Raw genomic sequence first — 22,993 nt, 5'->3', positions numbered from 1 at the left:
GCCGATGGCGGTTGTGCCATAGAGGTTGCCGCTGGCGTCCATCACCAAGCCTCCGTTAGGGTTCCTCCCATCGTGGACGTTTCCGGTGCCAAAAGAATACAGCACGGACTCAACTCCGGACGGAGTGATCTTGAACACAGTACCGAAGTGATCAGTACCGCCGATGGCGGTTGTGCCATAGAGGTTGCCGCTGGCGTCCATCACCAAGCCTCCGTTAGGGCTCTTCCCATCGTGGACGTTTCCCGTGCCAAAAGAGTACAGCACGGACTCTGTGGGTGATGTTCTCTCGCATGCAGCAAGCGCGATCGTCAGCGCCGCAACGGCAGCCAGACGGCCAAAGGCAGCGACTCTGCGCCGCAGGGCAAGGAATGTTGCGCGCTGATGAACAGTAACCTGAGACTGGACTATGCTGAAATTTTCCCTGATGTGAATCTGATGACGTGTTGGCAGAAGGCACATGATAGTGAACCCCCTATGTCGAGACAGGAAGTGGGTTAGTTTAAGTGGTACGGGCGTCCACAGCCGCAGCGGTTTGTAGTGGACAATTTGCGTCATTCTGTCGGGTTGATTATGTTACTGCCCGTCAACCCCTGGGGTAGGCTCGGGGGCGATGATTCCGATGGTGATGCTGGCGTTATGGCCAAATGGCGTCGGTGGCAAAGGGGAAGCATTGTGAACGGCTTCCAACATAACCTTGCCGAGCGCCTCAGAGGCACATTGGGCGAGGTCTGCCCGCACCACGGTTCCATTGGCCAAAATTACCGCCACGGCACGACAGGCTCCAGTTGGTAACGCGACGGGATGCCCTGCCTTTTTCATGGCGATGCGTTCCTGTCTTTCACGGATTATGCGGACATGACCGGCGACGATCTGGTTCACCTGCATCATATACGAATGCAGGATACGATCCTGTGGCGTAACGACAGAGGCATTCTGTACGGCTTGGGCCGACGGTCCTGGGGACGTATTCACGTTACTGACGGCACAACCGGAAAGAAGTGTTATCAGGCTGAGTGCAGCGACAGATCTACGGGACATCGTGGCATATTCCTTTTCTGCAGTTGTTATGATGTGTTCTCTGAGGTGTCGCTGAACCATATATGGCAAAAGTCACATAAAACTGGGTCTTTTTCACCCCCCAGTAAATTTGAAGCAACTTTAAGCCTATTCAAACGTCCGCTAGCAGTCTTTAAGAGTCATCTTAGTGCGAAAAAACTTCTGTGGCGCTCCCTTTAGATTATGCCGCGCGAATGCTTTGGTTTGGAGCGTAGTGCAGCGGTATGAGGTGATCCTCCGCCACCGCTAGGGTGATATAGTCGTCGCCCACAAGAAACTCAACTTCCACGTAACCAGGGTCCAACTCTTCCACGACGGTTCCGACCTGGCCACGCAGAAGGTGTTGCTCTGGTATGGGTTCCAAAAGCGCTACAACGTCGAGTAGTTTCATGATGTCCTCACATAGCAACTTGTCAGCCTGGGAACGTCTTCTCCAGTCCTGATGATCCAACCCGTGCGAACGATCACGGACTTTCCCGGGTGCTGCATGACAAAATCCACCTGGTAACGCTTGCCATGACTGTCGGCCACCTTCTCGGTGGCCTCATTGCTCAGTGTGGCACGGAGGCATACTGAGCGCAGCAATTCGGCATCTTGTTGGCCTATCCCCAGGCACGAGGCGAACACCCTGGCCTTGTTGCCTCCGGCAAGGTGACCGGGATTCAGGGTGTATTCTCGTAGCTTGCGAATGTCCAGGATCGCCCTTTCTGCGTTGGGTAGCATCATATCTGTCAGGGGCAAGCCTTCGATTACAAACGAATACCAGACAAGATCATAGTGCATTTCCTGCAGATGGACCATATCTATGCCAATCAGCCCCGTCGATCCTCAGTCTCACGCGCCTGCGTTAGGTGTAGCAAGTTTTGCCATTCATCTGAAGTTTCCCGGATTGGTCCCGACGCCGACCATGGAGTTCCGGAGCACCGGGTGGCGCGATCTGGGCGCTGTGGAATGGTCAGTGATGCAGCATAAGCAGTCGTCCAGCAGGAGGCTGACCGTCATGTTCTCGAAACTCGTCACCATGGCTTAAACCGTGGATGTCTTTATGAGAATGGTTTTCGAGAATTGCAACCCATTGATTTACTGCGCGGCAATCATCATCATTTGAAGCCTCTCAAAAACGGTCGGTTGTGAGAGTGCCATTCGGCATGAGCCAAATTCCTTAACGGGTTTTATATTCCGAATTCTCAAGGGACCCCGTGAAGGCCTCTACCAGATTTGGTGAAGGCGCTGTATCGGTGTATAAACACATATTGTATCTACTATATCAGGAGCGTTCGTCATGGACACGACCCGCTGGAATGTTGCCGTTTCTGCCGAAACTGATCAATCGGTGCGCCTGTTTTTGGCTACCCAAGGGAAGAGCAAGAAAGGATCGCTGTCGCATTTTATTGAGGAGTCGGTACGCGCGCACATTCTGGAGTTGACCACAGCCCAGTCGAAAGCGGCTCTGGCCGCTTTGAACACGGCGGAGGTGGATGATTTGATCGATGATGCCCTGTCTTGGGCGCGTGAGCATTGATGCGGGTCGTACTGGACACCAACATTCTGTTCAGTGCCCTGATTTCTCCCCACAGTCCACCAGACACCATCTACCGCGCATGGCGCCTCAAGCGGTTTGATCTAGTGACCTCGCAGGCACAGCTCGAAGAGATCCGCCGTGCGAGTCGATACCCAAAGCTCCAGGCGATTCTGCAGCCTGCTGCGGTAGGCACCATGATCAACCATCTGCAGGGCGCGATCATCCTGGGGAAGCTGTCCATTACCGTGGAAGCTGATGATCCAGACGATTCATTTCTGCTGTCCATGGCGCTGGCCAGTCAGGCCGACTATCTCGTTACAGGAGATCGGCGCGCTGGGTTGTTACAGCGTGGAAGCATAGAGCGCACCCGTATTCTGACGCCCACCGTTTTTTGTGCTCAAGTGCTTAGCTGAGGTGGGACGTTTTTCGGACGCTGAAAACTAGATGAGTTGATCGACACTTTCAGGGCCGGATTTGACCAAAAAAGTGTCCAGAAACAGACTGTCTATTAAACCTTCATTTTCCGGAAGTAACAGAAATGTCTACAACCTCGCTCCAGTACACCCCGACATCCTTGCTATCAGTTGATTCTGCCGGTCCGATAGAGAGTTCTGTGTCACCATTTATTTTCACCTGAAAGCCAGATGGTCCGCCCCAATTTATGCCAATAAATATAAGTTTGTAGTTACCCGTTGAAAGAATAGATGGTGGGGAAAACTTGCAACCATCTTTATAATAATAACCTGACTTAATGTGGCATAGCTCAATACTTTCGTTTTCATTTGACGCTATGATATATAATTCGTTGTCAACGGACCCAACGATAATTTCTTTTACATTCTCTACCGATTTGCTAGACATTATATTCTCCAAAATTCGTCAAATAAATAACAGGTGAAATTAAATATCAATTATAAACTCGCTTATAATTTCACAAAATACTGACAGCGGCTATAAAAAATATTTTGCGAGGCGGTCATAAGCCATGCTACAGAACTGAGACCGCAACGCGATGTGAAATTCTTTTGTGCGTGATTCGCCAAGTTATCGCTTTCCGCTAGATGTGAGTTCTGCCGCGTTAAATGTCAATGGCCCAGGATTCGTTGCTTTCGATAGTACGAGATTATCGACAGCTACTAATGTTGCTGGGCGAACGTGATCTTTGTCAGGTCCAGCCGAAGCGACCGATATATTGAAACCAACACCTATAGTCCAAAGGCCTTCGGTGATGCCCTCTTTTTGCATCAGTAATGATGCGACATCTGAAAGTGAAAACTTGTATTGCGATATTTCTGACATTTAACCCTCCGAATTCATTGTACGACAACCGGATTATTGGTTCCAGTAATACTGGATATTTCTTGTTGATTATAATCATTGTTAGGAGCCACATTAGAAATTTTAAAGAAACCATATTCAGAAGATAGAAGCGCAACGATTTGATTCTCAGTAACCGAGTAAGGTGTTTGCGGGCAATAGAAAAATTCAAGAAATTTATTTTCTCTATTGCGTTCAGAAACTGAAAAACCAGCGCTTATGCGAGCCGAAATAGCCTCGACAATCCATAAATTGAGGCTTACAGCCTCCTGGTCTGCTAGCATGCTCGCTTTAGCATGCAATGATTTGCTCATGCGAAGCGTGACACGTCCACTAAATTCGTTAAGTGTTTTTGAAGGTAGCGGATCAGGGAAAGGTCTCCCTTGCTCTAGTGCAGCCTCTCGCAGTGTTTCGATAGAATCTATCGCTAGAGAATACGCTTGGTCTAAGTTCTCTCCGTACTCAACAATGTCAGGGAGTTCGGCGACCATAGCTTCAAAGTAGTCGCCCTCATCAAGATTCACCAACTTGACCGTGATTGTGTAGCGATTTGGGTTGAAGTCAGCCATTTTCATACCTATCCCAATGATTGGAGGTCTTCTCTATACTTTCTGAGGACCTTGATAATATTCACGATATACGCAGGAAGAATTGTCTGGTTTTTGCCGTGACCGCAGTTCCAGGATGACCCATAGAAATCAGGTAGGCTGGGGTGTGAGTATTTCTTATGCCCTTTAGTCTTGCCCGATCTCACATCGAATCCAAGTGACTTGAGGCCAGCGATGATCTCTTCGCATCGTAACGCTGCCTTACGGCTACCCCAGTCTTCTATTAGTTCATCTAGTTCATCGACACTTGCCATTATGCCTCTTATGACACCACTGGCGGTGTCACCAGTTTGGTGATCATATCACAAAGATCGGATTCTGCGTCAAGGGGGCATGGATGGAGAATCTGTTGAGAAACGAGGACCAGTCTCAAGTGAGGGGAGTAAAGCTGAACGAAGAGAAGGGGTTGATTGTTCTTTTATAAAAATCAGACCTTTTGCATCATACTGTCCCATCTGGCGCCTTCAATGCGAGGCATACATGCTTGTATTTGTAATCTTTTTTATGGCAAGCCCACACAAGACAAAACAATGAAATTCTCCCTCTCAGACCCCGCCAAGCATGAGGCAACTCTAGCCTATTCATACGTCCGCTTCCAGTCTTCTGCTGTCCTCGCGCGGCCTTGACAGAGAAGCGAATGCCAACGTCAAACTCTACCGCGCACTGAGTCACTTGATCCTAGAGATCGTGCCCTTAGATCCGGGGCTGGATGAGTACCGACAGGACAATACAATGGGCCAGGATTACCGTCACTGGCGCCGAGTCAAGATTGGGCGCAGGTTCCGGCTGTTCTTTCGCTATGACTCCAGAACGCGAATTATTGTCTATGCGTGGGTCAATGATGAACAGACCATGCGCTCCGCCGGCAGCAAGTCCGGTCCCTACGCTGTATTTCGGAAAATGCTGGAACAAGGGAGGCCCGCCTGATGACTGGGCATCCCTACTCACGGCAAGCCAGTCAGCTTGGCCATGAGCAATGCTGATTGGTTAGCAACATGTGCAACAGTCGGTTCCATACTGAGATACATACCAGTGATCGGTACAAGGTTCGCGCCCGCTGGTTTTGTTCCAGAACAGTCAGATGAATATACCGCAAATCATCGGGGCAGTTTTATTACGACCAGCGAGATGATCATAACTGGTGTTCTTTAATCTGAGTGTTTACTGTTTCTCTCCGGGCACACCGTAATGCCGCCCCTTCCACGCGCCACCCCGGCCACCATAATGACGACGGGCAGAATCCAACGTCATGAGTGTATAGAGCAGGGCGGCAAGGGGCAGGCTGAACATCCACAACGGATTCAGCGCATAAAGACGCAGGGAGGGCAGATAGGCCGTCAACATCAGCAGGCAGGCCAGCAGCGCGGGCAACACCAACCAGATATTTCCCGTCCAAAGACCAAACAGCAGCACCCCTACCGGCCAGACATAAAGAAAAATCATCCCTAATGTCGCCCCCAGCAAGCGCCAGGGGCTGAACTGCAGTTGCACATAGGCGGAACGCGCCACCATCCGCCATATTTCGCCAAGCCGCTGGTAATCACGCAGGCTGTAGCTCTCCGTTCCCAGACCCAGCCAGATAGCTCCATGGGGCTTCACTAAAGCCGCTAACGTGCAGTCATCTATGAGCGCCCCGCGCATGGCAGCGAACCCACCCGCCTTTTCGAGGCTCTCCCGCCGCAGCAGCATACACCCCCCGGCAGCGCCAGCCAGCGCCCGGCGCGGGTTATTGACCCAGGGAAAGGGATACAGCATCTGGAAGAAGAAGATGAAGGGCGGAATCAGCAGACGCTCCCAAAAACTGCGACAAGAGAGCATCACCATCAGAGAGACCAGTGACCGGTTTTGATCCTCCGCCTGTATGACGAGGCGTTGCAGAACATCCGGCCCATGAACAATGTCACCGTCGGTGAACCAGAGCAGCGGCACCAGGCCTGCCGCATTCACCCCCTGGGCCATGGCCCAGACTTTACCCGCCCAGTTTTCCGGCAGCGGCGCGCCTCGCAACACCTCCAAACGGGAAGCAGCACCCAGCCGGGACGCCGCTTCCCGTGCACGCTCCGCGGTGCCGTCGCTGCTCTGGTCGTCCACCACGATGACGTGCAGCACACCGGGGTAATCCTGCCTTAATAGAGCACTTACACAGTCACCAATACCCTCCGCTTCATTACGCGCAGGCACCACAGCGGTAACTTCCGGCCAAGTGCGCTGCGCGCCGTTTTCGCTAGGGGGAAGGCGCTGATCCGCCCGCCAAAAGGCGCCCCGTCCAAAGAGCAGTATCAACCAGGCCAGCAAGGCTGACCACGCGGTCGGCAGAACCCACCAGCCGTTCAAGGCTGAATGCGCCACTGTCCTTCTGCAGAAGTGCTTACACCAGGGTCCTCTACGCCACGCCGCATGCACTCCTGCTTGATGGCAAGGCGCAGGTCATTCTGCGAATCGGCTCCGCGCAGGGCGTCTTCATATTCCACCAGCCCATCCATAAACAGTTGCCGCAGGCTCTGATCAAACGTCTGCATACCCACATCATTCGTCCGCGCCATGGCGTCTTTCAGCAAGCCCACTTCACCCTTATAGATCAAATCGGCAATGGCCGGGGTATTGATCAGCACCTCTATCGCGGCGACGCGCCCGCCCTGCCCCTTGATCGGCAACAGGCGTTGTGAGACCACGGCACGCAAATTGAGTGAAAGATCCATCAACAACTGTTTTTTACGGTCCTCCGGGAAAAAATTGATGATACGTTCAATGGCCTGATTCGCATTGTTCGCATGTAAGGTCGACATACACAGATGTCCGGTTTCTGCATACGCCATGGCATGATCCATGGTATCACGACTGCGCACTTCGCCGATCAGAATAACGTCTGGCGCCTCACGCAAGGCGTTCTCCAGCGCTCGCTCGTAATTCAGGGTATCAATACCCACTTCGCGTTGATTAACGATAGACATCGCATTCTTGTGAAGAAATTCGATGGGGTCCTCAATCGTGAGAATATGGCCCGCCGCATTCTGATTGCGATACTGAATCATCGACGCCAGAGAGGTACTTTTACCAGAGCCGGTAGCCCCGACGAAGAGCACCAGACCTCGGGAAGTCATGGCCAAGTCTTTCAGTATGGGCGGCAGCCTGAGCTGTTCCAGGCTGGGAATTTGCGTCTTGATGGCGCGCAAGACAAAGCTCAGTTCACCGCGCTGAAAAAAGCCATTGACCCGGAAACGCCCAATCCCGGGCGCAGAGATGGCCATATTAATTTCTTTTTCCCGCTGGAATTCCTGCAAGCGCTCCATGCCCAGAATTTCTTTGGCCAGATTCAGCACCTGACTCGGCTTCAGCATCTCGGTCCCTAACGAAACCGCCTTCCCGTCAATTTTCATGACCGGCGGCGAGCCTACGGTGAGGTAAAGGTCAGAGCCATTTTTTTCCACCATCAAGACCAGCAGATCATCCAGCACAGACATAAATCATCCTCAGGCCACATTCATAAAGCTGTCTTTGTTCTGAACCCTACGCAAGGCATCTTCGCGGGTTACTTTGTGGGCACGCACCAGGTCGGCAAGGCACTGGTCGAGAGTTTGCATACCCTGATTTTGTCCGGTCTGGATCACCGAGTACATCTGCGCCACCTTATTTTCGCGAATGAGGTTTCGGATGGCCGGTGTGGCAATCATAATTTCATGCGCGGCGACTCGGCCTTTACCATCGGCCGTTTTGAGCAGGGTCTGAGAAATAACCGCGCGCAGGGATTCTGACAGCATCGCGCGAACCATATCCTTTTCCCCCCCAGGAAAGGAGTCGACAATACGGTCGATGGTTTTCGGCGCCGAACTGGTATGCAGCGTCGCAAACACGATATGGCCCGTTTCCGCCGCAGTCAGAGCCAGGCGCATGGTCTCCAAGTCACGTAATTCGCCCACCAGAATAATATCCGGATCTTCACGTAAGGCTGAGCGCAGGGCATGTTCAAAGGAATGGGTGTTGGCGCCTACCTCGCGCTGGTTGACGAGACACTTCTTGGGAGTGTGCAAAAACTCGATGGGATCTTCAATGGTGATAATATGGTCGGCGCGGTTCGCATTGATATGATCCACCATCGCTGCCAGCGTCGTTGATTTACCCGACCCCGTCGGCCCGGTGACCAGCACCAGTCCGCGCGGTACGTTGATGATCTCCATAAAAGACTTGGGTGCATTGAGATCTTCCAGACTCAGCACCTTGGCGGGAATCGTCCGGAACGCCGCCGCGGGCCCACGGTCCTGGTTGAAGGCGTTAACCCGAAAACGCGCCACGCCGGGCAGTTCATAGGCAAAGTCGATTTCCAGATTTTCCTCATACCCCTTCCGCTGGGAATCATTCATGATGTCGTAAATCATGCCATGTACGGCCTTTCTGTCCTGCGCCTCGACATTGAGAGGGCGGATATCGCCGTTGATCCGCAGCATGGGCGACAAACCCGCCGAGATATGCGTGTCCGAAGCATTGTTTTTCACCGCGAAAGCAAGCAGTTCTGAAATGTCCATCATGCAGCTCCCAAAGAAACGGCCCGTGATTTGGGACCAAAGGCTATTGCGCGTTACTATAGTCGACATTGACCATTTCGCCCACCTCTGCCGGAGACCGATGCCCCTCGCCGAACGCCTAGCCCATGTGCAACGTGAGATTACCAATCGTCCGCCGCAACGTCTGCTCGCCGCCAGCAAGGGTGTCGCGGCAGAGACACTGCGTCGCGCTTATGTACTCGGCCTCCGTCACTTCGGCGAAAACTATCTGCAGGAAGCCCTGGACAAGCAAATGGCGCTGAAAGATCTGGATGGCATCGTCTGGCACTTCATCGGCCGCATCCAGCGCAACAAGACTACCGCATTGGCTCGGCATTTTGACTGGGTGGAGAGTGTAGACCGCCCGCTCATCGCTGAACGACTCAATACCGCGCGCACGGGCATGGTGGCGCCGTTAAACGTGCTTATTGAAGTCGCCATCAGCGCGGAAGACAGCAAAGGGGGTTGCGCCCCGGAAGAAGTTCCCGAATTGGCCCTCGCCATTTCCCGATTATCCCATCTACGGCTGCGCGGCCTGATGGCCCTGGTTCACCCACAACCGGGGCAGGCAGACGCCGACTTCCGCCGGATGGCAGAACTTTTCCTCACGCTGCAACAAACCCCGGTCCATGCCGATCTGGACACCCTCTCCATGGGCACTTCGGCAGACTACCCCCAAGCCCTGCGACACGGCGCCACCGAGATCCGTCTTGGGACCATCCTCTTCGGGGCACGTACCCAGGAGTCCTTATGATTACTCAGAATATCGTCTTCATTGGTGCCGGCAACATGGCACGCGCGCTCATCGCCGGCCTGCGGCTTCAAGGCGTTACGGGTGAGCAGATTCAAGTTCACGCCCCCAGCACCGTGCACCGTGATGCGCTTGCGGAAGAGTTCGGCATTCGCAGCCTGCCGGCGGCAGCGCAGCGTTTGCCGACCAACAGCGTGGTCATCTATGCCGCCAAGCCGAAGCAAATCTCGTCGGTGCTTGCGCTGTGGCGACAGGCCTTTGCCGATGCCGGGGTGCTCTTTCTCTCCGTCGCCGCGGGCGTCGGCAGTGCGCGCATCGCCGCCGAGCTGGATGCCGGGAGCGCCATCGTACGCAGCATGCCCAACACCCCGGCGCAGGTGGGTGCCGGAGCAACCGCCCTTTACGCCCGCGATTCGGTGAACACCGCACAACGTCAGACCGCCGCAACCATCATGTCCAGCGTGGGCCAGATTTACTGGCTGAGTGATGAGTCACTGATGGATGCCGTTACCGCACTTTCCGGAAGCGGCCCCGCCTACGTCTTGCTGTTTCTGGAGGCGCTCGAAGATGCCGCCGTGCTGCAGGGCCTGGACCGGCCCACCGCCCGCGCCCTCGCCTTACAGACCGTGCTCGGGACCGCGCAAATGGCTGCTGCCAGCGTGCTCAGCCCAACCGAGTTACGCCATCAGGTCACCAGTCCGGGTGGCACCACGGCAGCGGGTTTAGCCGCCTGGGAAGAGCATCTGCGGCCACTGGCGCAGCGGGCCCTGGCCGCCGCGGCCGAGCGCAGCCGCGCTCTGGGCGGCGCCAAAAAGGATGTACCATGATCGAACTGAGTATTATAGCAGCACGCCTTACCAGCCTTGTCCTGACCCTGCTGTTCTGGGCCATTCTCATCCGCGCCGTCCTGTCCTGGGTACAGCCCGATCCGCGCAAGCCGATCGTCCAGTTCCTCGAGCGGGTAACCGGCCCCATTCTTTATCCGCTACAACGGATCATACCGCCACTGGGGGGCATTGATCTCAGTCCGTTGGTGGCCATGCTCCTCATCGAGTTGCTCAAAGGTCTGCTGGTCAATGCCATCCTCAATTTGGGCGGCTAACCCATTTCCAGCAGGCTGCGGCGGCATATGACACCCATAGAAGCACCACCCCCATACCTGCGCGTACAGGGTGGCGATCTGTATCTACGCGTCCGGGTACAGCCGGGTGCCAAAACCGATGCCATCAGCGGATGCCACGGCGATGCCCTCAGGATCCGTCTGCGCGCCCGGCCCGTGGAGGGCGCTGCCAACACTGCCCTTTCCGCCTTCCTCTGTGCTACCCTACGCCTCAAAGGATCGCAGATTACCTTGGTGCAGGGCGAGAGCGCGCGAGACAAAACACTGCGCATCCGCGCGGCGTCTGCCGATGTTCAGGCCCAACTCAGAAAATACGCGGAATCCTCTCACCCACCTGCTCTCAACCGGGACGACCGATGAACACCACCGCACCATCCCAGACTCTTGATGCCATCCTCGAAATCTATGCCAGCCCCTTCAACGATCTGATTTTTGAGGCGCAAAAGGTGCATCGGCTACACTTTGATCCAAATGCCATCCAGTGCTCCACCCTCCTGTCCATCAAGACAGGTGGTTGCCCTGAGGATTGTGGCTACTGTTCACAAAGCGCCCATCACCAGACGGCGCTCAAGGCAGAAGCCCTCATGGACCTCGAGCAGGTTCGCGCGGCCGCACAGGAGGCCAAGGCCAACGGGGCCCAACGCCTGTGCATGGGGGCCGCCTGGCGCGCGCCTCACGACAAGGACATCGAAAAAGTCGCCGCCATGATTGGCGTGGTCAAAGAATATGGCCTGGAAAGCTGCGTCACGCTGGGCATGCTCAAGCCCGGGCAGGCAGAACGCTTACAGGATGCCGGCCTCGACTACTACAACCACAATCTCGACACCTCACCCGAGTTTTACGGCGAGGTCATCCACACCCGCAGCTATCAGGATCGCCTCGATACACTGGAGACGGTGCGTAGCGCCGGCATCAAGATTTGCAGCGGCGGCATCCTCGGCATGGGTGAATCCCGCCGTGATCGGGCACGTATGCTGCAGATACTGGCACATCTGCCGCAAGCCCCGGAGAGCATCCCTATCAACGCCCTGGTTCCCGTTCCCGGCACTCCGCTGGAAGCGGCCGAACCCATCGATGGCTTCGAGTTTGTGCGCACTATTGCCGTCGCTCGCATACTCTTTCCCAAGGCCTATGTACGACTCTCCGCCGGGCGCGGGGCCATGAGCGATGAATTGCAAGCGCTCGCCTTCCTGGCTGGTGCCAACAGTATTTTCCTTGGAGATCGCCTGCTGACGACAGATAACGCCAGCATGGGCCACGATCAGTCGCTGTTCAACCGACTGGGGCTGCACAGGAGCGACACCTGATCACCCACGCCAAGACGAGCCCGGGCAGACCCTGCTTTATCTCAGGAGGAGTGGTCGCCAAAAGACAAGGGGATAGAGTAATCCAGCATGATCTCATCTTCACCAGGGTCCTCCTGGGCGATATATGCGTTTGAAATATGGGCGATTTTAAGCCCAAATCGTGATTGATTCGCAAACTGATAGGCCAGACTCAACTCCAGGCGGAACTGGAAGACGCCATCCAGATATTTGCCCCGCCCCCGATTATACCCGCCTATGCCGAGCACTGGCGTCAGCACCCAGTGATTCCAGGCGACATCCGAGTACAAGCCGGTATAACCCATGAAGCCGCCATTGGTATTAGCGACAATCCCCCACAACGCACCGATACCAAATAATTTGGAGGCAGACTGGTACTCCAGATCGAGTTCGGGAAGGGTCGCATTACCGCGATGTCCGGGACCGGGTTTAACACCCGCCGCATTAAAGGCACCAATGCCGGCACTGAAATAAGCAGGACCGCCCTGAATCACATGCAATCCTGTATCACTTGCCTGCGCTGCCCCGGTCACCAACACACCCAGTGCAGCGCTACCCATAATCCCTACCCAGACTCTCATATCTTGCTTCATGACCACTCCTATTAGAGATACATCGACCGCCTTGCCGACAGGAATCGTTTGCGTTATGGTATAAACCGAACGGTCAGTATGCGTTCGCTCGGCGTACGTGTCAAAAAATATGGCCGCTCTGAGTCACACAGATATTACGCGCAAGACCTTATGTTAAATGAGTTCTTCGCATGAATCGACTTTCGGAAACAGGTCCGGAGGGTCACTCGGCTGCCTGAATTGCAACAAGGAATACATATGCGCTGGCTCAAACGCCTTCCGGTTCTGATCATCATCGTCGTCGTTGCTTTTAGCGCCTACGCCTACTTCCAGATTGCTGATTACTACCCCAACACGGACGATGCTTATGTACATGCCCATGTCGTGGACATTGCACCGCGGGTAACAGGGCATATCGTCGCTATTTTTGTACATGATAATCAAGTCGTGCAGGCTGGACAGCCTCTGGTCAAAGTGGACCCGCGGGCTTATCGCTACGCTCTGCAGAAGGCAGAGGCTGAATTGACGCAGGCGGAAAGGCAGACCGCCGCCATTCGGGCCGACATTGCCGGAGCGCAGGCCAATATCAGCGCCGACCAGGTCAATTATCAGAATGCCCTGCGCAACGCACAACGCGCGGCGGCATTGGCGGCGCAGAAATACCTGTCTGCGCAACAGGCGGATAATCAGTTGACCGCCGCGCAAAGTGCCGGAGCGCGCTTGGCCGCTGATCAGGCTGCCCTGGCGGAAAGACGGGCGCAGCAAGAACTCAACGCCGCTCGGATCACAGCCGCCAAGGCGGCGGTGAGCACCGCGAAGATGTACCTTTCCGAAACCACTCTCTACGCGCCCATCACCGGGGTCGTCAGTAAAGTGGATAATATCCATGTGGGCGACGTGGTCAATGTCAATCAAGATTTGTTCCCCCTGATTGGCAATGCGGAATACTGGGTTGAGGCCAACTACAAGGAAACCGATCTCCACCGGGTACATCCTGGCCAGACTGCAGAAGTCACCATTGATATGTACCCTAACCATCGCTTCAAAGGAAAGGTAGTGAGCCTGAGTGGCGGCGCGGGCAACGCCTTCTCTCTGCTTCCCCCGGAAAATGCTACGGGTAACTGGGTCAAGGTGACGCAACGCGTGCCCGTGCGGATCCTCATCACCAACCCGGATCCCAAGTTCCCGCTCCGGATCGGTACCAGCGTGTCGGTAACGGTGGATACGGGCGGAGCACCGCGTTGGGTCAAAGCACTGCGGCCATTCCTCTGAAAACAGATATTAATCAGAGATCAACGTGCCCACACCCGCGTCGGTGAATATCTCCAGCAACAGTGCATGAGGTACCCGACCATCAATGATATGCGCGGCGTGGACCCCGGCGACCACCGCATCCAGACAGCACTGAATCTTGGGTAACATGCCGCCATAAATATGGCCATCGGCAATCATCCGATCCACCTCAGCGGCTTCCAAATGCGTGCGCAGCCGTCCGTCCTGATCCAGCACTCCGGCGACATTGGTCATCAGAATCAGTTTCTCGGCCTTCAGCGTCGCGGCGAGAGCGCCTGCCACCAAATCTGCATTGATATTGTAGGATTCCCCCTGGGCGCCTACACCAATCGGCGCCACCACCGGAATGAATTCGCCCTGATCCAGCAGTCGGATAACATCCGGGTTCACCCGTGCCACCTCACCCACCAAACCGAGATCAACACCGTTGCGACGCAAAGGACAAGCGTGCAGCAATCCACCATCCTTTCCCGTCAACCCCACCGCCCGTCCGCCCGCCCGATTGATGGCCTGCACGATCTCCTTGTTAACGCGCCCGCCGAGCACCATTTCCACTACCTCCATGGTGGCCGCATCAGTCACGCGCATGCCATCCACAAAATGAGTCTGCACCCCGAGCCGCCCCAACATGGCGCCGATCTGCGGTCCACCGCCATGTACCACCACTGGATTCATACCCACCTGTTTCATCAGGGTCACATCGTAAGCAAACTGCTCCTGAAGCTGGGTTTCGGTCATGGCATTGCCGCCATATTTGATGACGATGGTACGACCATGGAAACGCTGCATGTAAGGCAACGCCTCTACCAATATATGCGCCTGCAAGTGGGGATCATTGTGCATAGGGTTCATCGTGTACTCGTCGTATCTACCGAAGACACCGGAATCAGTCCACGCAAAAGAATTTCCACAATTCCAGCGTCATATCCTGCAGGATCGTCGGCAAAGGTGACGTGTGGATAATGACGGAGGATATCGCGGGACTGGAAAAAGAAAACATTCGCCCCCAACAGCAGGGTTGCCACTAGCGCCGGGTCAAAATCCACCCGCAGTTCACCCCGGGATTGACCGGCCTCGAGCACTGCGACCAGTGCCGAAAATACATCAGCAAAGCCCTGTTCGGCGAACTCCTGTGCTCTGGACGCCCCTTTTTCGAGAATTTCCCGCCATACCAGACGCACCCATTCCGGTCGGTCTAACAATGCCTGGAGATGGCAGCGCGCGAAATGCCGGAGCACATCCACCACGGCTCCGTGGGCGTCGACCGCATCATTGAGCAATGTCCGCAAACTTTGGCTGGCCGCACGCAATACCGCAAGATAGAGCGCATCCTTGTTGGGAAAATAATGATAGATATTGGCTTTGCTGATACCCGCCTGCAAAGCGATGGCGTTCATGGAGACGGCATCAAATGCCTTATCGGAGAAAAGTTTTTCAGCGGCCGCTAAAATTCGCTGTCGTCCCTCCCCTTCGATTACCAGTGGCAAATCCCCCATGAGCTCTCCGCCTCCAATCTGCATATGGCGACTACAGTTGCACAATGCCCGACCAATCGGTCAATATTAGGGCAGTGTAGCACCACCCATGGTAATTGTCCCCCTATGGACAAGGGCCGATAGTTATCCACCATCCGCCTGCAATTTGCTATTCTAGACACCACAGGTGTCGACTAAGGAAAACCACACATGTTTACCCACACTCCCAGCCAGGGAGATCTGTCTTTCGCTTTATTATTGCGAGCGCTGCGCGGCATTACCTTATGGCAACCCATTCTGGTGTACGTCATCGCCGTTTTCCTGGGCATGTCTGGTCTGGAACTCTTCGCACAATGGCCTGGGGGATGGGCTGGCCCCACTATTGGGGTGATTATTCTGCTGGTCAGTTTTGGTGTTGGCTACCTGGGCGCCGGCGGTATTCTACTGCACGAGGCGCGCGGTGATCCATTGCCGGGAATAGTGAAGAGTCTCCGCTTTGGTATACGGGCGCTGCCGCGCCTGCTGGGGCTGCTGATTATTGAAAGTCTTTTGCTCTTGGGTATTTTTGTCGTAGAAGTATTGGGATTTCTCGCTTGCAAGATACCAGGGATTGGCGCGATGCTTTTTGTCCCGCTCTTCCCTGCCATCATGCTGGTAAACGCCATTGTTTTTGTCCTCGCCATTATTGTCTTCAATCTCTCCGGGCCCGCTTTATGGCACGGCGAAAGCGTAGGCAACTCACTCCGTCATACCATCGCCATCGCTCGCAATAAACCAGGTTCTATTCTGCTGATGATGCTGCTGCTCGCCGCGTTGGCAACGGGTATGGGAATCATCATCGCGGTGATTCTCTACACTGGATACAGCATGGCACTAACGGCTGCCACCCCGGTGCTGGCCACGGAAATCATCCGCAGCGCAGACATGTTCTGGCAAATGCTGGGGGCGCTGTCTGGCGACAGACTCATCAGCGGTGAAACACTTGTGCAGCCGGTGGCAACAAACACCTCCTTATATAGCGCGGGACTCAGCATGGGGGTCGGTCTGGCCAGTGCGCTGGTTTTTATTCTCCCTAATGTAGTGTTCCTGCTGGGTATAGCGCATATCTATATTGAGGCTCTTGAACTGATAGCACCGGAGGATGTCTAATTTCGCCATGAAAAAATGTATACGTCTACTGGAAATTGAGAAAAACCGCTGCCAGAGTTGCGGTATGCCGCTGCAGTTTGATCCCCAAGGCGGGGGGACGGAGACTGACGGCAGTCATAGCGCTTGTTACTGTAGCTACTGCTATGAGGCGGGGCAATTCAAGGAGCCGGAACTAACGCTGGACGCCATGCAACACCGTGTCCGTCAACTGATGCGCAACCGCAATAACCCATGGTATATCCGCGCTTACATGGCGCACCGCGTACCGACGCTGGCCCGTTGGCGGGGATGCAAAAAACGTTAGGGGAGGGTAATAGGGTAATGTTGTATATTAAGAAGCCTCCGCAGTTCACCACTTCGGAGGCTTCCGTGCTTAAAAAAGCTGCTCAGATCGGGGATTAAATCGCGGAACGGGGACGTCGGCCACGACGAGGCTTCAGCTCCTGCATGAGCGCGTTTCCACGATCATCCAACTCACCCAGCAAATGGCTATCGTCACCCACGCGACCACGAACTTCGGCGACAGCCGCAAGAATCTGCGCAGGCTCCCAATCAGGCACCAGACGAGAAATGCGGTCCATCAATGACCGCCGTTGTGCTTCACGCTCACGACGTGCGCGTGGGTTTTCCTGCAAACTCCGCTTCTGTTGCTCGAATTTTGCCAACTGCTCACGCAGCCGCATTTCTGTCTGTCGTTGCTTCTCTTCTAAATCCGCCAAACGCTCTTCTGAGGTACGGCGGTGACGTTTCTTTGCTTGCGCTTCCATGCTCGATCGCTCCTTGAAATTAGGTTGCCATGGCGGAAAAAATCACCAATGCAATAATTATGTCAGCTTGTTTTTGCTTTGGCAAATACAAATGCATCGGCAAAAATATGCTCCGGATTCAATCCTGCCCCCTGTAAAGCATCGGATAAGGAAAACACCATATCTGGATGCCCGCAAATATAAGCATCGATTGCGCTCGCGTCCGGAAAATCATGAATGACTTGTGCGGTAACATAACCAGTGGCTCCCGACCAGGAGGCGTCCGGGCGTGATACCATCCGGGTTACCTGAAAATGGTCATGGCGCGACTGCCATTCACTCAGTAAATCGTGACAATAAAAATCTTCCGCATGGCGTACACCCCAATAAAAATGGATAGGCCGTATGGAGCCCTGCGCGAAGAGCGACTCGAGCATACCCTTGATAGGCGCAAAGCCTGTGCCAGTGGCAACCATCAACAAAGGACGAGTGGATTCCTGACGAATAAAGAAAGTGCCTAATGGGCCTTCAAAGCGCAGTATGTCCTTTTCTTTTAAGGCACCGAAAACATGCCCGGTAAAGGCGCCACCAGGCACCTTTTTAATGTGCAGTTCTAACAATGCATCATCGCCGGGTACATTGGCGAGGGAAAAGCTCCGCCTGCCGCCATCTTTCAGAAGGATGTCGATGTACTGCCCAGGAAGGAACTGCAGGCGCTCTGTAATCGGAATCTTTAGAAAGAGGGCACGCACATCAGGTGCTAAATCCACTATTTTAGCCACCCGCGACGGTAGGGTTTTAATCTGAATATCCTTGGCGGCGCCGATCTCCCGGACTTCTATGATTACATCGGACAAGGGCGTTGCCTGACAGAAGAGTGCCAAACCCGACGCCTTCTCCGCAGCCGACAATACTTTTTCTTCCACCTTCCCGTAATCCACTTCGCCACTGAGAATACGTCCCTTGCAGGTCGCACAGGTGCCATTGCGACAGCCATAGGGGATGTTAAAACCATGCCGTAGAGCGGCCTCCAGGATAGTTTCATCATTGTCGCAACCCATCTCGTGGCCACTGGGTTCGATATGCAGATGGTAAGGCATACGCACTTCCTTTCGTAAAAATTTAAAATATTTTAGGGGCATTCTAACAGATGCGCGACATAATGCCCTGCTTCAGGGGTACTCCCGGTTGAGATCATAGCGATTCACAATCCGGCAAAATAATTCCGCCGTTTGGCGCGCATCATAGAGTGCTGAATGCGCCTGGGTGTGGTCCCAGTCCAGACCGGCGGCCATAACGGCCTTGGCCAGCACGGTCTCACCATAGGCCAAACCGGCCAGACTGACGGTGTCAAAAGTGCTGAAAAGATGAAAGGGATTGTTTTTAACGCCCGTTCGCTTTTCTGCTGCTTTGATAAACGACAGGTCGAAAGAGGCATTGTGGCCCACAAGAATGGCACGCCGACATTGGGCAGCCTTTACAGCCGTGCGCACCGGCCTGAAGATCCCGCGCAAGGTCTCTTCCTCGGAAATCGCACCGCGCAGTGGCTGAAATGGATCAATACCGGTGAATGCCAATGCCGCCGGATCAAGCACGGCCCCGGCAAAGGGTTGCACATGAAAGTGGTGAGCGGCTACCGGCCGTAACTGCCCTACTTCGCCGCCAATGATAATCGCAGCCACTTCTAGCAAAGCATTACGGTCAGGATCAAATCCTGCCGTTTCCACGTCGACCACTACCGGCAAAAAGCCGCGAAAACGTCCGGCTAAAGCCGCCATTAGAGTATTACTCCTCAATACGTTGAGAAAAAACCAGGGCGTGTGGTGCGGCCAACAGCACCGCGGTGGAGACGCTCAAGGTTACCGACGCAGTCAACATCACCATCACTACCAATTGCATGGATACCGCAGTGAGTGGCGCCATACCGGCCAGAATCATACCTGCGGTAATTCCTGGAATATGAATCATGCCAACACTTTTCAGGCTGTCGATAGTCGGGATCAACGAGCTGCGCACAACGCTACTATACAGACTACGCATGGCCTGGCGATGGTTGGCGCCGAGGGCCAACATAGCCAACAACATATCCTCGCGCTGGCCCACCTCGCTGCGCAAACGATTAAGCGCCAGCGACACCGCGTTCATCGCGTTGCCAATAATCATACCACCAATGGGGACGAATGATTCGCCGCGCCAGAAAACCAACCCGGACATGAGCATCCAAGCGAGGGTGACCACAGTCGCCACCGTAATGCTGATCACCCCGATCCAGTAGGCATGAGGGATACCGGCACCGCGCTTACGGTTGAAACGACCAGCCATCAGGATCATGATCACCAAGAAAAGTACCAGCAAAAACGGTTGGTGCTGGCGAAACAGCCAACCCAGCAAAAACCCCATGACCCCTAATTGAATCGTCGCCCGCGCCGCAGCCCAGAGAAGTTCCTTGCCTACGCCGAGACGCTGCCAGGCGGACAAAGCCCAGGCGCTGCCCAAAAGGCCCATCACCCCCACTATGGTCCACGGCGATAAGGTGCTGAAAATATCTGGTGCGGCATTGTTCATTCGCGGTTCCGTGCCGCTGACAGCAGACGCCAGTCACCCGCCACAAAGCCCTCCAGGGGGCGAAAGCGCTTTTTATAGTCCATTTTCGGGCTGCTGGCGACCCAATAACCAAGATAAAGGTAGGGCAGGCGCTGTTTCCTGGTCCATTCAATCTGACTGAGAATAGCGAAAATACCCAGGCCACGTTGCGGCAGATCCGGCGTGTAAAAAGTGTAAACCGCAGATACACCACCGTCCAGCACATCCACCAGTGCCACCGCCAGCAGGTGATCGTCTTGCTCAAAGACCAGCAGGCGGGCATCAACGCCACCAGTTTCGACAATCATTTCCCGGTACAGACGATCCGCGTGTTCATCCATGCCTCCCCCTGGATGCCGCCAGCACTGATATTCGGCGAAGAGGCGGGCGTGGGCGGCATCCCATTGCGGGGCCTGTTCACGTATTTGAATTCCCTGGTTCCGCCCCCAGGTGCGGCGCTGGCCACGATCCGGCTGGAACTCCGCGACGGGTATACGCACGGAAATGCAGGCGTCGCATTGCGGACACATCGGGCGGTAGGCCACTGAGCCATTGCGCCGAAATCCTTTTTGCAAGAGTTGGCCATATTGGACATTGCCCACCATCTCGCGGGGGTCGCTGAGCACCAAAAGTTCTTCCTGGTCCGGCAAGTAGGGACATTTCTGCAAAGCGGATATATAGAAGGCCATGACTAAAACATCTCGTGCAAAGATAAAGAGATTTTCCAGTCAGCTTGTGGGTGTTGGGTGCACAGATCGGCAAGCGCTTGCAAGAAAGCGCTGCGTGTCCATTCACGCGCACCCATGCTTTGCAGATGTGGGGTGATGAACTGGGTATCGATCAGGCCAAAGCCCCAGTGCTGGAGATGACGCGCTAGCAGAACAAGGGCCAGCTTGGAGGCATCGGGCACCCGACTGAACATGGACTCCCCGAAAAAGAGCCCGCCGAGGGCGACGCCGTAGAGTCCGCCGACCAGCCGGTCCCGCTGATAGACTTCTAAAGAGTGCGCCGCTCCGGCAGCAAACAGATCCAGATAGGCGGCACGTACCGCCGGAGTAATCCAGGTACCGCTCTGCCCGGCGCGCGGCTCCGCACATGCGTCGATAACACCGACAAAGTCGCTGTCCATGTGGTATTGCCAATCCCCGTTACGGGCCGACTTGCGTAAACTGCGGCTGATATGTACCGCCGAGGGTTCCAGGACGGCACGGGGATCAGGGCACCACCAGAGAATGGGGTCTTCCTCAGCAAACCAAGGGAAAATGCCCTGCGCGTAGGCCCTGAGCAGGCGCTCCCGAGATAAATCTCCACCGATGGCGATCAGATTGCCGTCGGCCTGCTCCGGGTCGGGAAAAGGGGCTGATCGGTCGTAATCGCGCAGGAGGACCGGACATACGCCTTCAGGGCGCAACTGCGCTGCCTCCTGCCTGCATCAAAGACCAACCCCCCTGCGGTACCAACTATCGGTAACTATACCCGTTTTGAAGTGCTTGCAGGGCCGCCACCCGCGCTTCCAGGCTGGGATGCGTAGCAAACCAACCGCGCCAGCTTCCGGAAATGTAAGCTGTCGCCATGGGATCGCGCACCACGTCATGCACCACATGCATGGCGTCCGCCCGCTGATGCAGTTTTTGCAGAGCCGAGACCATCGGGGCCACGCCCACCTGTTCGGCAGCAAAACGATCTGCCGCAAACTCCCGGCGGCGCGAAAACCAGGTGATAGGAATCAGCGCCAGGAAAGACAGGCCGATCTGCAAGACTATGGACACCATAAACGCGATCATGGGTCGGTCATCAAACTGCCGCGCGGCCAGCATGGACAGCCAGAATACAAACGTATTCATCAAGCCTTGCAGTAAGGTGGTACTGACCATATCGCCATTGTATACGTGCCCCATCTCATGGGCCAGCACCGCCCGCACCTCATTGTCGCCGAGCAGGTTGACCAGACCACTGCTTACCGCAACCATGCTATGATTGCGGCCCGGTCCGGTAGCGAAGGCATTAGGCTCATCATTCCAATACACCCAGACTTCCGGCATGCGGATGCCCAGGCGATTGGCGAACTGCGCAACCGAGTCGTACACCAAATGCTCCTTGGCCGACTGCGGTGTGTCGATACGTTGCATCTGCAGCCCCGCACGCGCCAGATGTTTCGACATCAGCAGCGAAATAAAGGCGCCGCCAAAACCGATCACCAACGCCCAGAGCAGGTCCGTGTTGCTCACCGAGCCACGCAGATCCACCCCAAACAGGGGTAGGACAAAATTAACCAGAATGGCAAAACTGATCGACAGGCTGACAAATATCAGCAGGTTTGTCACCACCAACAGCAATATGCTCTTGAATGACTTCATGACACGCACGCTCCATCAGAATATCTTGACCCTTCCCGCGATGCCGTGAATTTTCATCCCGACATCGCGACTGATTGCCTTTTATTTTTTATGGCAACGCGGAATCAGTCTAACATCAATATAAGGACGCAGGAAGAGACAGATAAGGACTCAGAACGGCGGCGGACCAATGCGGGATATAGGGCAACACCCCCAGGCAAGGCGCCGGCAAACGCCGTTGCAATGTCTCCAAGGTACCCTCTGCGACCGCAGGGTTCAGAGTGTTCGCCACCCATCCGGCGAAGGACAGGCCCCGTGTGCGGATGGCCTCGACACTCAGCAGCGCGTGGTTGATGGCTCCCAGTCGCAAGCCCACCACCAGCAGCACCGGGAAATGCAGGTCCTCGGCCAGTTCCGCAAAGCCCCAGTCAGCGCCCAACGGCACGAGAAAACCACCCGCGCCCTCCACCAGTACGCAGTCCATCGCCACGGATTGCGCCCGGACGAAGGCCGCGACGCGCCCACGATCCATGGTGACACCCGCCTGCTGCGCCGCCCAGTGGGGGGCCAGCGGCGGGTCGAAGGCGTAAAGATTGGTTTCG

General features: G+C 55.2%; 32 protein-coding genes. 11 read left to right on the top strand and 21 right to left on the bottom strand.

Translation table 11 applies throughout. The annotated features are described in order from the left end of the window. The 4 genes from HF921_RS13675 to HF921_RS08040 form a co-directional block, all read right to left on the bottom strand. A partial coding sequence (locus HF921_RS13675; RefSeq protein WP_404813116.1) for a choice-of-anchor tandem repeat GloVer-containing protein occupies positions 1-459 on the bottom strand: 459 nt, incomplete at its 3' end. Between the two features lie 114 nt (positions 460-573). After that, entirely contained in the window at positions 574-1,038 is a 465-nt protein-coding gene (locus HF921_RS08050) for a hypothetical protein (protein ID WP_215893637.1), read from the bottom strand. 199 nt (positions 1,039-1,237) lie between these two features. Next, positions 1,238-1,447, bottom strand: a complete 210-nt coding sequence (locus HF921_RS08045; protein WP_215860276.1) for a DUF4926 domain-containing protein — start codon at positions 1,445-1,447, stop codon at positions 1,238-1,240. After that, positions 1,444-1,839 carry a DUF6883 domain-containing protein gene (locus HF921_RS08040; protein ID WP_226834400.1) on the bottom strand — a complete coding sequence of 132 codons (396 nt, stop codon included), beginning with the start codon at positions 1,837-1,839 and terminating at the stop codon, positions 1,444-1,446. Before HF921_RS08040 ends, HF921_RS08045 begins: the two co-directional genes overlap by 4 nt. Before the next feature lie 499 nt (positions 1,840-2,338). Between HF921_RS08040 and HF921_RS08035 the strand changes: the two genes are divergently transcribed. Both HF921_RS08035 and HF921_RS08030 read left to right on the top strand, forming a co-directional pair. Further along, positions 2,339-2,578, top strand: a complete 240-nt coding sequence (locus HF921_RS08035; protein WP_064219951.1) for a ribbon-helix-helix domain-containing protein — start codon at positions 2,339-2,341, stop codon at positions 2,576-2,578. Then, positions 2,578-2,991: a putative toxin-antitoxin system toxin component, PIN family gene (locus HF921_RS08030; protein WP_215893635.1), complete on the top strand. Its 414-nt coding sequence runs from the start codon at positions 2,578-2,580 to the stop codon at positions 2,989-2,991. The genes HF921_RS08035 and HF921_RS08030 overlap by 1 nt, the downstream gene beginning before the upstream one ends. A gap of 103 nt (positions 2,992-3,094) precedes the next feature. Here the strand turns inward: HF921_RS08030 and HF921_RS08025 are convergent, their stop codons facing one another. The 3 genes from HF921_RS08025 to HF921_RS08015 all read right to left on the bottom strand — a co-directional run bounded on the left by HF921_RS08025 (position 3,095) and on the right by HF921_RS08015 (position 4,470). Continuing rightward, positions 3,095-3,439: a hypothetical protein gene (locus HF921_RS08025; protein WP_215893634.1), complete on the bottom strand. Its 345-nt coding sequence runs from the start codon at positions 3,437-3,439 to the stop codon at positions 3,095-3,097. A 183-nt stretch (positions 3,440-3,622) separates the two neighbouring features. After that, positions 3,623-3,877, bottom strand: a complete 255-nt coding sequence (locus HF921_RS08020) for a hypothetical protein (RefSeq protein ID WP_215893633.1) — start codon at positions 3,875-3,877, stop codon at positions 3,623-3,625. Between the two features lie 14 nt (positions 3,878-3,891). Continuing rightward, positions 3,892-4,470, bottom strand: a complete 579-nt coding sequence (locus HF921_RS08015) for a toxin-antitoxin system HicB family antitoxin (protein WP_215893632.1) — start codon at positions 4,468-4,470, stop codon at positions 3,892-3,894. Between the two features lie 720 nt (positions 4,471-5,190). Between HF921_RS08015 and HF921_RS08010 the strand changes: the two genes are divergently transcribed. Then, on the top strand, positions 5,191-5,430 hold the full coding sequence (locus tag HF921_RS08010) for a type II toxin-antitoxin system YhaV family toxin (protein WP_231104545.1): 240 nt from the start codon (positions 5,191-5,193) through the stop codon (positions 5,428-5,430). 234 nt (positions 5,431-5,664) lie between these two features. On the opposite strand, the gene HF921_RS08005 is transcribed toward HF921_RS08010, so the two are convergent. The 3 genes from HF921_RS08005 to HF921_RS07995 are packed head-to-tail and all read right to left on the bottom strand — an operon-like array spanning position 5,665 to position 9,026. Beyond that, the gene (locus HF921_RS08005) at positions 5,665-6,852 is read right to left on the bottom strand and encodes a glycosyltransferase (RefSeq protein ID WP_319025481.1); all 1,188 of its coding nucleotides are present in this window, start codon (positions 6,850-6,852) and stop codon (positions 5,665-5,667) included. After that, positions 6,834-7,964, bottom strand: coding sequence for a PilT/PilU family type 4a pilus ATPase (locus tag HF921_RS08000; RefSeq protein ID WP_215893631.1), 1,131 nt, complete (start codon positions 7,962-7,964; stop codon positions 6,834-6,836). The genes HF921_RS08005 and HF921_RS08000 overlap by 19 nt, the downstream gene beginning before the upstream one ends. 9 nt (positions 7,965-7,973) lie before the next feature. Next, complete coding sequence (locus HF921_RS07995; protein ID WP_269194872.1) at positions 7,974-9,026, bottom strand: type IV pilus twitching motility protein PilT; 1,053 nt, start codon at positions 9,024-9,026, stop codon at positions 7,974-7,976. A 97-nt stretch (positions 9,027-9,123) separates the two neighbouring features. Between HF921_RS07995 and HF921_RS07990 the strand changes: the two genes are divergently transcribed. Genes HF921_RS07990 through bioB form a run of 5 tightly spaced genes read left to right on the top strand, consistent with a single transcriptional unit; the run spans position 9,124 to position 12,219 of the window. Continuing rightward, on the top strand, positions 9,124-9,795 hold the full coding sequence (locus HF921_RS07990) for a YggS family pyridoxal phosphate-dependent enzyme (protein ID WP_215861231.1): 672 nt from the start codon (positions 9,124-9,126) through the stop codon (positions 9,793-9,795). Further along, positions 9,792-10,619, top strand: a complete 828-nt coding sequence (proC, locus tag HF921_RS07985) for a pyrroline-5-carboxylate reductase (protein ID WP_215861232.1) — start codon at positions 9,792-9,794, stop codon at positions 10,617-10,619. The genes HF921_RS07990 and proC overlap by 4 nt, the downstream gene beginning before the upstream one ends. Next, on the top strand, positions 10,616-10,894 hold the full coding sequence (locus tag HF921_RS07980) for a YggT family protein (protein ID WP_064219961.1): 279 nt from the start codon (positions 10,616-10,618) through the stop codon (positions 10,892-10,894). Before proC ends, HF921_RS07980 begins: the two co-directional genes overlap by 4 nt. 27 nt (positions 10,895-10,921) lie before the next feature. After that, positions 10,922-11,272 (top strand): DUF167 domain-containing protein, encoded by a 351-nt coding sequence (locus HF921_RS07975; RefSeq protein ID WP_064219962.1) that lies wholly within the window; start codon positions 10,922-10,924, stop codon positions 11,270-11,272. Beyond that, complete coding sequence (gene bioB, locus HF921_RS07970) at positions 11,269-12,219, top strand: biotin synthase BioB (protein ID WP_215861233.1); 951 nt, start codon at positions 11,269-11,271, stop codon at positions 12,217-12,219. The genes HF921_RS07975 and bioB overlap by 4 nt, the downstream gene beginning before the upstream one ends. A gap of 41 nt (positions 12,220-12,260) precedes the next feature. Here bioB and HF921_RS07965 read toward each other — a convergent pair whose 3' ends face one another. Continuing rightward, positions 12,261-12,830: an acyloxyacyl hydrolase gene (locus tag HF921_RS07965; RefSeq protein ID WP_215893630.1), complete on the bottom strand. Its 570-nt coding sequence runs from the start codon at positions 12,828-12,830 to the stop codon at positions 12,261-12,263. Positions 12,831-13,067: 237 nt separating this feature from the next. Between HF921_RS07965 and HF921_RS07960 the strand changes: the two genes are divergently transcribed. After that, positions 13,068-14,081: an HlyD family secretion protein gene (locus HF921_RS07960; protein WP_064219965.1), complete on the top strand. Its 1,014-nt coding sequence runs from the start codon at positions 13,068-13,070 to the stop codon at positions 14,079-14,081. A gap of 9 nt (positions 14,082-14,090) precedes the next feature. On the opposite strand, the gene argB is transcribed toward HF921_RS07960, so the two are convergent. Further along, a complete protein-coding gene (gene argB, locus HF921_RS07955) occupies positions 14,091-14,954 on the bottom strand; it encodes an acetylglutamate kinase (RefSeq protein WP_215893629.1) in 864 nt (287 codons plus the stop codon). After that, positions 14,951-15,598: a TetR/AcrR family transcriptional regulator gene (locus HF921_RS07950; RefSeq protein WP_215893628.1), complete on the bottom strand. Its 648-nt coding sequence runs from the start codon at positions 15,596-15,598 to the stop codon at positions 14,951-14,953. The genes argB and HF921_RS07950 overlap by 4 nt, the downstream gene beginning before the upstream one ends. Before the next feature lie 189 nt (positions 15,599-15,787). Between HF921_RS07950 and HF921_RS07945 the strand changes: the two genes are divergently transcribed. Both HF921_RS07945 and HF921_RS07940 read left to right on the top strand, forming a co-directional pair. Further along, complete coding sequence (locus HF921_RS07945) at positions 15,788-16,726, top strand: hypothetical protein (RefSeq protein WP_064219968.1); 939 nt, start codon at positions 15,788-15,790, stop codon at positions 16,724-16,726. A gap of 7 nt (positions 16,727-16,733) precedes the next feature. Continuing rightward, positions 16,734-17,030, top strand: a complete 297-nt coding sequence (locus HF921_RS07940; RefSeq protein ID WP_226817465.1) for a zinc ribbon domain-containing protein — start codon at positions 16,734-16,736, stop codon at positions 17,028-17,030. 94 nt (positions 17,031-17,124) lie between these two features. On the opposite strand, the gene HF921_RS07935 is transcribed toward HF921_RS07940, so the two are convergent. The 8 genes from HF921_RS07935 to bioD all read right to left on the bottom strand — a co-directional run. Beyond that, entirely contained in the window at positions 17,125-17,493 is a 369-nt protein-coding gene (locus HF921_RS07935) for a hypothetical protein (protein ID WP_064219970.1), read from the bottom strand. 62 nt (positions 17,494-17,555) lie between these two features. Beyond that, a complete protein-coding gene (locus tag HF921_RS07930) occupies positions 17,556-18,572 on the bottom strand; it encodes a CDP-6-deoxy-delta-3,4-glucoseen reductase (protein ID WP_064220190.1) in 1,017 nt (338 codons plus the stop codon). A gap of 72 nt (positions 18,573-18,644) precedes the next feature. Beyond that, positions 18,645-19,250, bottom strand: coding sequence for a ribonuclease T (rnt, locus tag HF921_RS07925; RefSeq protein WP_064220189.1), 606 nt, complete (start codon positions 19,248-19,250; stop codon positions 18,645-18,647). A gap of 7 nt (positions 19,251-19,257) precedes the next feature. Further along, a complete protein-coding gene (locus HF921_RS07920) occupies positions 19,258-20,037 on the bottom strand; it encodes an ABC transporter permease (protein ID WP_215891960.1) in 780 nt (259 codons plus the stop codon). Beyond that, positions 20,034-20,744, bottom strand: coding sequence for an arginyltransferase (locus tag HF921_RS07915; protein WP_215849100.1), 711 nt, complete (start codon positions 20,742-20,744; stop codon positions 20,034-20,036). Before HF921_RS07915 ends, HF921_RS07920 begins: the two co-directional genes overlap by 4 nt. 2 nt (positions 20,745-20,746) lie before the next feature. Continuing rightward, positions 20,747-21,466: a leucyl/phenylalanyl-tRNA--protein transferase gene (gene aat, locus HF921_RS07910; protein WP_064220186.1), complete on the bottom strand. Its 720-nt coding sequence runs from the start codon at positions 21,464-21,466 to the stop codon at positions 20,747-20,749. Between the two features lie 49 nt (positions 21,467-21,515). Beyond that, on the bottom strand, positions 21,516-22,412 hold the full coding sequence (gene htpX / locus HF921_RS07905; protein ID WP_215891961.1) for a protease HtpX: 897 nt from the start codon (positions 22,410-22,412) through the stop codon (positions 21,516-21,518). 115 nt (positions 22,413-22,527) lie between these two features. Continuing rightward, positions 22,528-22,993, bottom strand: a 466-nt coding sequence (gene bioD / locus HF921_RS07900; protein WP_215891962.1) for a dethiobiotin synthase, incomplete at its 5' end; no start/stop codon positions are given.

It is taken from the genome of Acidithiobacillus ferriphilus, assembly GCF_018854775.1.
GTDB lineage: Bacteria > Pseudomonadota > Gammaproteobacteria > Acidithiobacillales > Acidithiobacillaceae > Acidithiobacillus > Acidithiobacillus ferriphilus.
The sequence above is the reverse complement of the archived record's forward strand: the minus strand, read 5'-3'. Positions and strand labels throughout refer to the sequence as shown.

Coding starts and splice junctions, on each gene's coding strand:
- HF921_RS08050 (WP_215893637.1), bottom strand. CDS start 1,038: ATGTCCCGTAGATCTGTCGCTGCACTCAGCCTGATAACACTTCTTTCC.
- HF921_RS08045 (WP_215860276.1), bottom strand. CDS start 1,447: ATGAAACTACTCGACGTTGTAGCGCTTTTGGAACCCATACCAGAGCAA.
- HF921_RS08040 (WP_226834400.1), bottom strand. CDS start 1,839: ATGCACTATGATCTTGTCTGGTATTCGTTTGTAATCGAAGGCTTGCCC.
- HF921_RS08035 (WP_064219951.1), top strand. CDS start 2,339: ATGGACACGACCCGCTGGAATGTTGCCGTTTCTGCCGAAACTGATCAA.
- HF921_RS08030 (WP_215893635.1), top strand. CDS start 2,578: ATGCGGGTCGTACTGGACACCAACATTCTGTTCAGTGCCCTGATTTCT.
- HF921_RS08025 (WP_215893634.1), bottom strand. CDS start 3,439: ATGTCTAGCAAATCGGTAGAGAATGTAAAAGAAATTATCGTTGGGTCC.
- HF921_RS08020 (WP_215893633.1), bottom strand. CDS start 3,877: ATGTCAGAAATATCGCAATACAAGTTTTCACTTTCAGATGTCGCATCA.
- HF921_RS08015 (WP_215893632.1), bottom strand. CDS start 4,470: ATGAAAATGGCTGACTTCAACCCAAATCGCTACACAATCACGGTCAAG.
- HF921_RS08000 (WP_215893631.1), bottom strand. CDS start 7,964: ATGTCTGTGCTGGATGATCTGCTGGTCTTGATGGTGGAAAAAAATGGC.
- HF921_RS07995 (WP_269194872.1), bottom strand. CDS start 9,026: ATGATGGACATTTCAGAACTGCTTGCTTTCGCGGTGAAAAACAATGCT.
- HF921_RS07990 (WP_215861231.1), top strand. CDS start 9,124: ATGCCCCTCGCCGAACGCCTAGCCCATGTGCAACGTGAGATTACCAAT.
- proC (WP_215861232.1), top strand. CDS start 9,792: ATGATTACTCAGAATATCGTCTTCATTGGTGCCGGCAACATGGCACGC.
- HF921_RS07980 (WP_064219961.1), top strand. CDS start 10,616: ATGATCGAACTGAGTATTATAGCAGCACGCCTTACCAGCCTTGTCCTG.
- HF921_RS07975 (WP_064219962.1), top strand. CDS start 10,922: ATGACACCCATAGAAGCACCACCCCCATACCTGCGCGTACAGGGTGGC.
- bioB (WP_215861233.1), top strand. CDS start 11,269: ATGAACACCACCGCACCATCCCAGACTCTTGATGCCATCCTCGAAATC.
- HF921_RS07965 (WP_215893630.1), bottom strand. CDS start 12,830: ATGAAGCAAGATATGAGAGTCTGGGTAGGGATTATGGGTAGCGCTGCA.
- HF921_RS07960 (WP_064219965.1), top strand. CDS start 13,068: ATGCGCTGGCTCAAACGCCTTCCGGTTCTGATCATCATCGTCGTCGTT.
- argB (WP_215893629.1), bottom strand. CDS start 14,954: ATGAACCCTATGCACAATGATCCCCACTTGCAGGCGCATATATTGGTA.
- HF921_RS07950 (WP_215893628.1), bottom strand. CDS start 15,598: ATGGGGGATTTGCCACTGGTAATCGAAGGGGAGGGACGACAGCGAATT.
- HF921_RS07945 (WP_064219968.1), top strand. CDS start 15,788: ATGTTTACCCACACTCCCAGCCAGGGAGATCTGTCTTTCGCTTTATTA.
- HF921_RS07940 (WP_226817465.1), top strand. CDS start 16,734: ATGAAAAAATGTATACGTCTACTGGAAATTGAGAAAAACCGCTGCCAG.
- HF921_RS07935 (WP_064219970.1), bottom strand. CDS start 17,493: ATGGAAGCGCAAGCAAAGAAACGTCACCGCCGTACCTCAGAAGAGCGT.
- HF921_RS07930 (WP_064220190.1), bottom strand. CDS start 18,572: ATGCCTTACCATCTGCATATCGAACCCAGTGGCCACGAGATGGGTTGC.
- rnt (WP_064220189.1), bottom strand. CDS start 19,250: ATGGCGGCTTTAGCCGGACGTTTTCGCGGCTTTTTGCCGGTAGTGGTC.
- HF921_RS07920 (WP_215891960.1), bottom strand. CDS start 20,037: ATGAACAATGCCGCACCAGATATTTTCAGCACCTTATCGCCGTGGACC.
- HF921_RS07915 (WP_215849100.1), bottom strand. CDS start 20,744: ATGGCCTTCTATATATCCGCTTTGCAGAAATGTCCCTACTTGCCGGAC.
- htpX (WP_215891961.1), bottom strand. CDS start 22,412: ATGAAGTCATTCAAGAGCATATTGCTGTTGGTGGTGACAAACCTGCTG.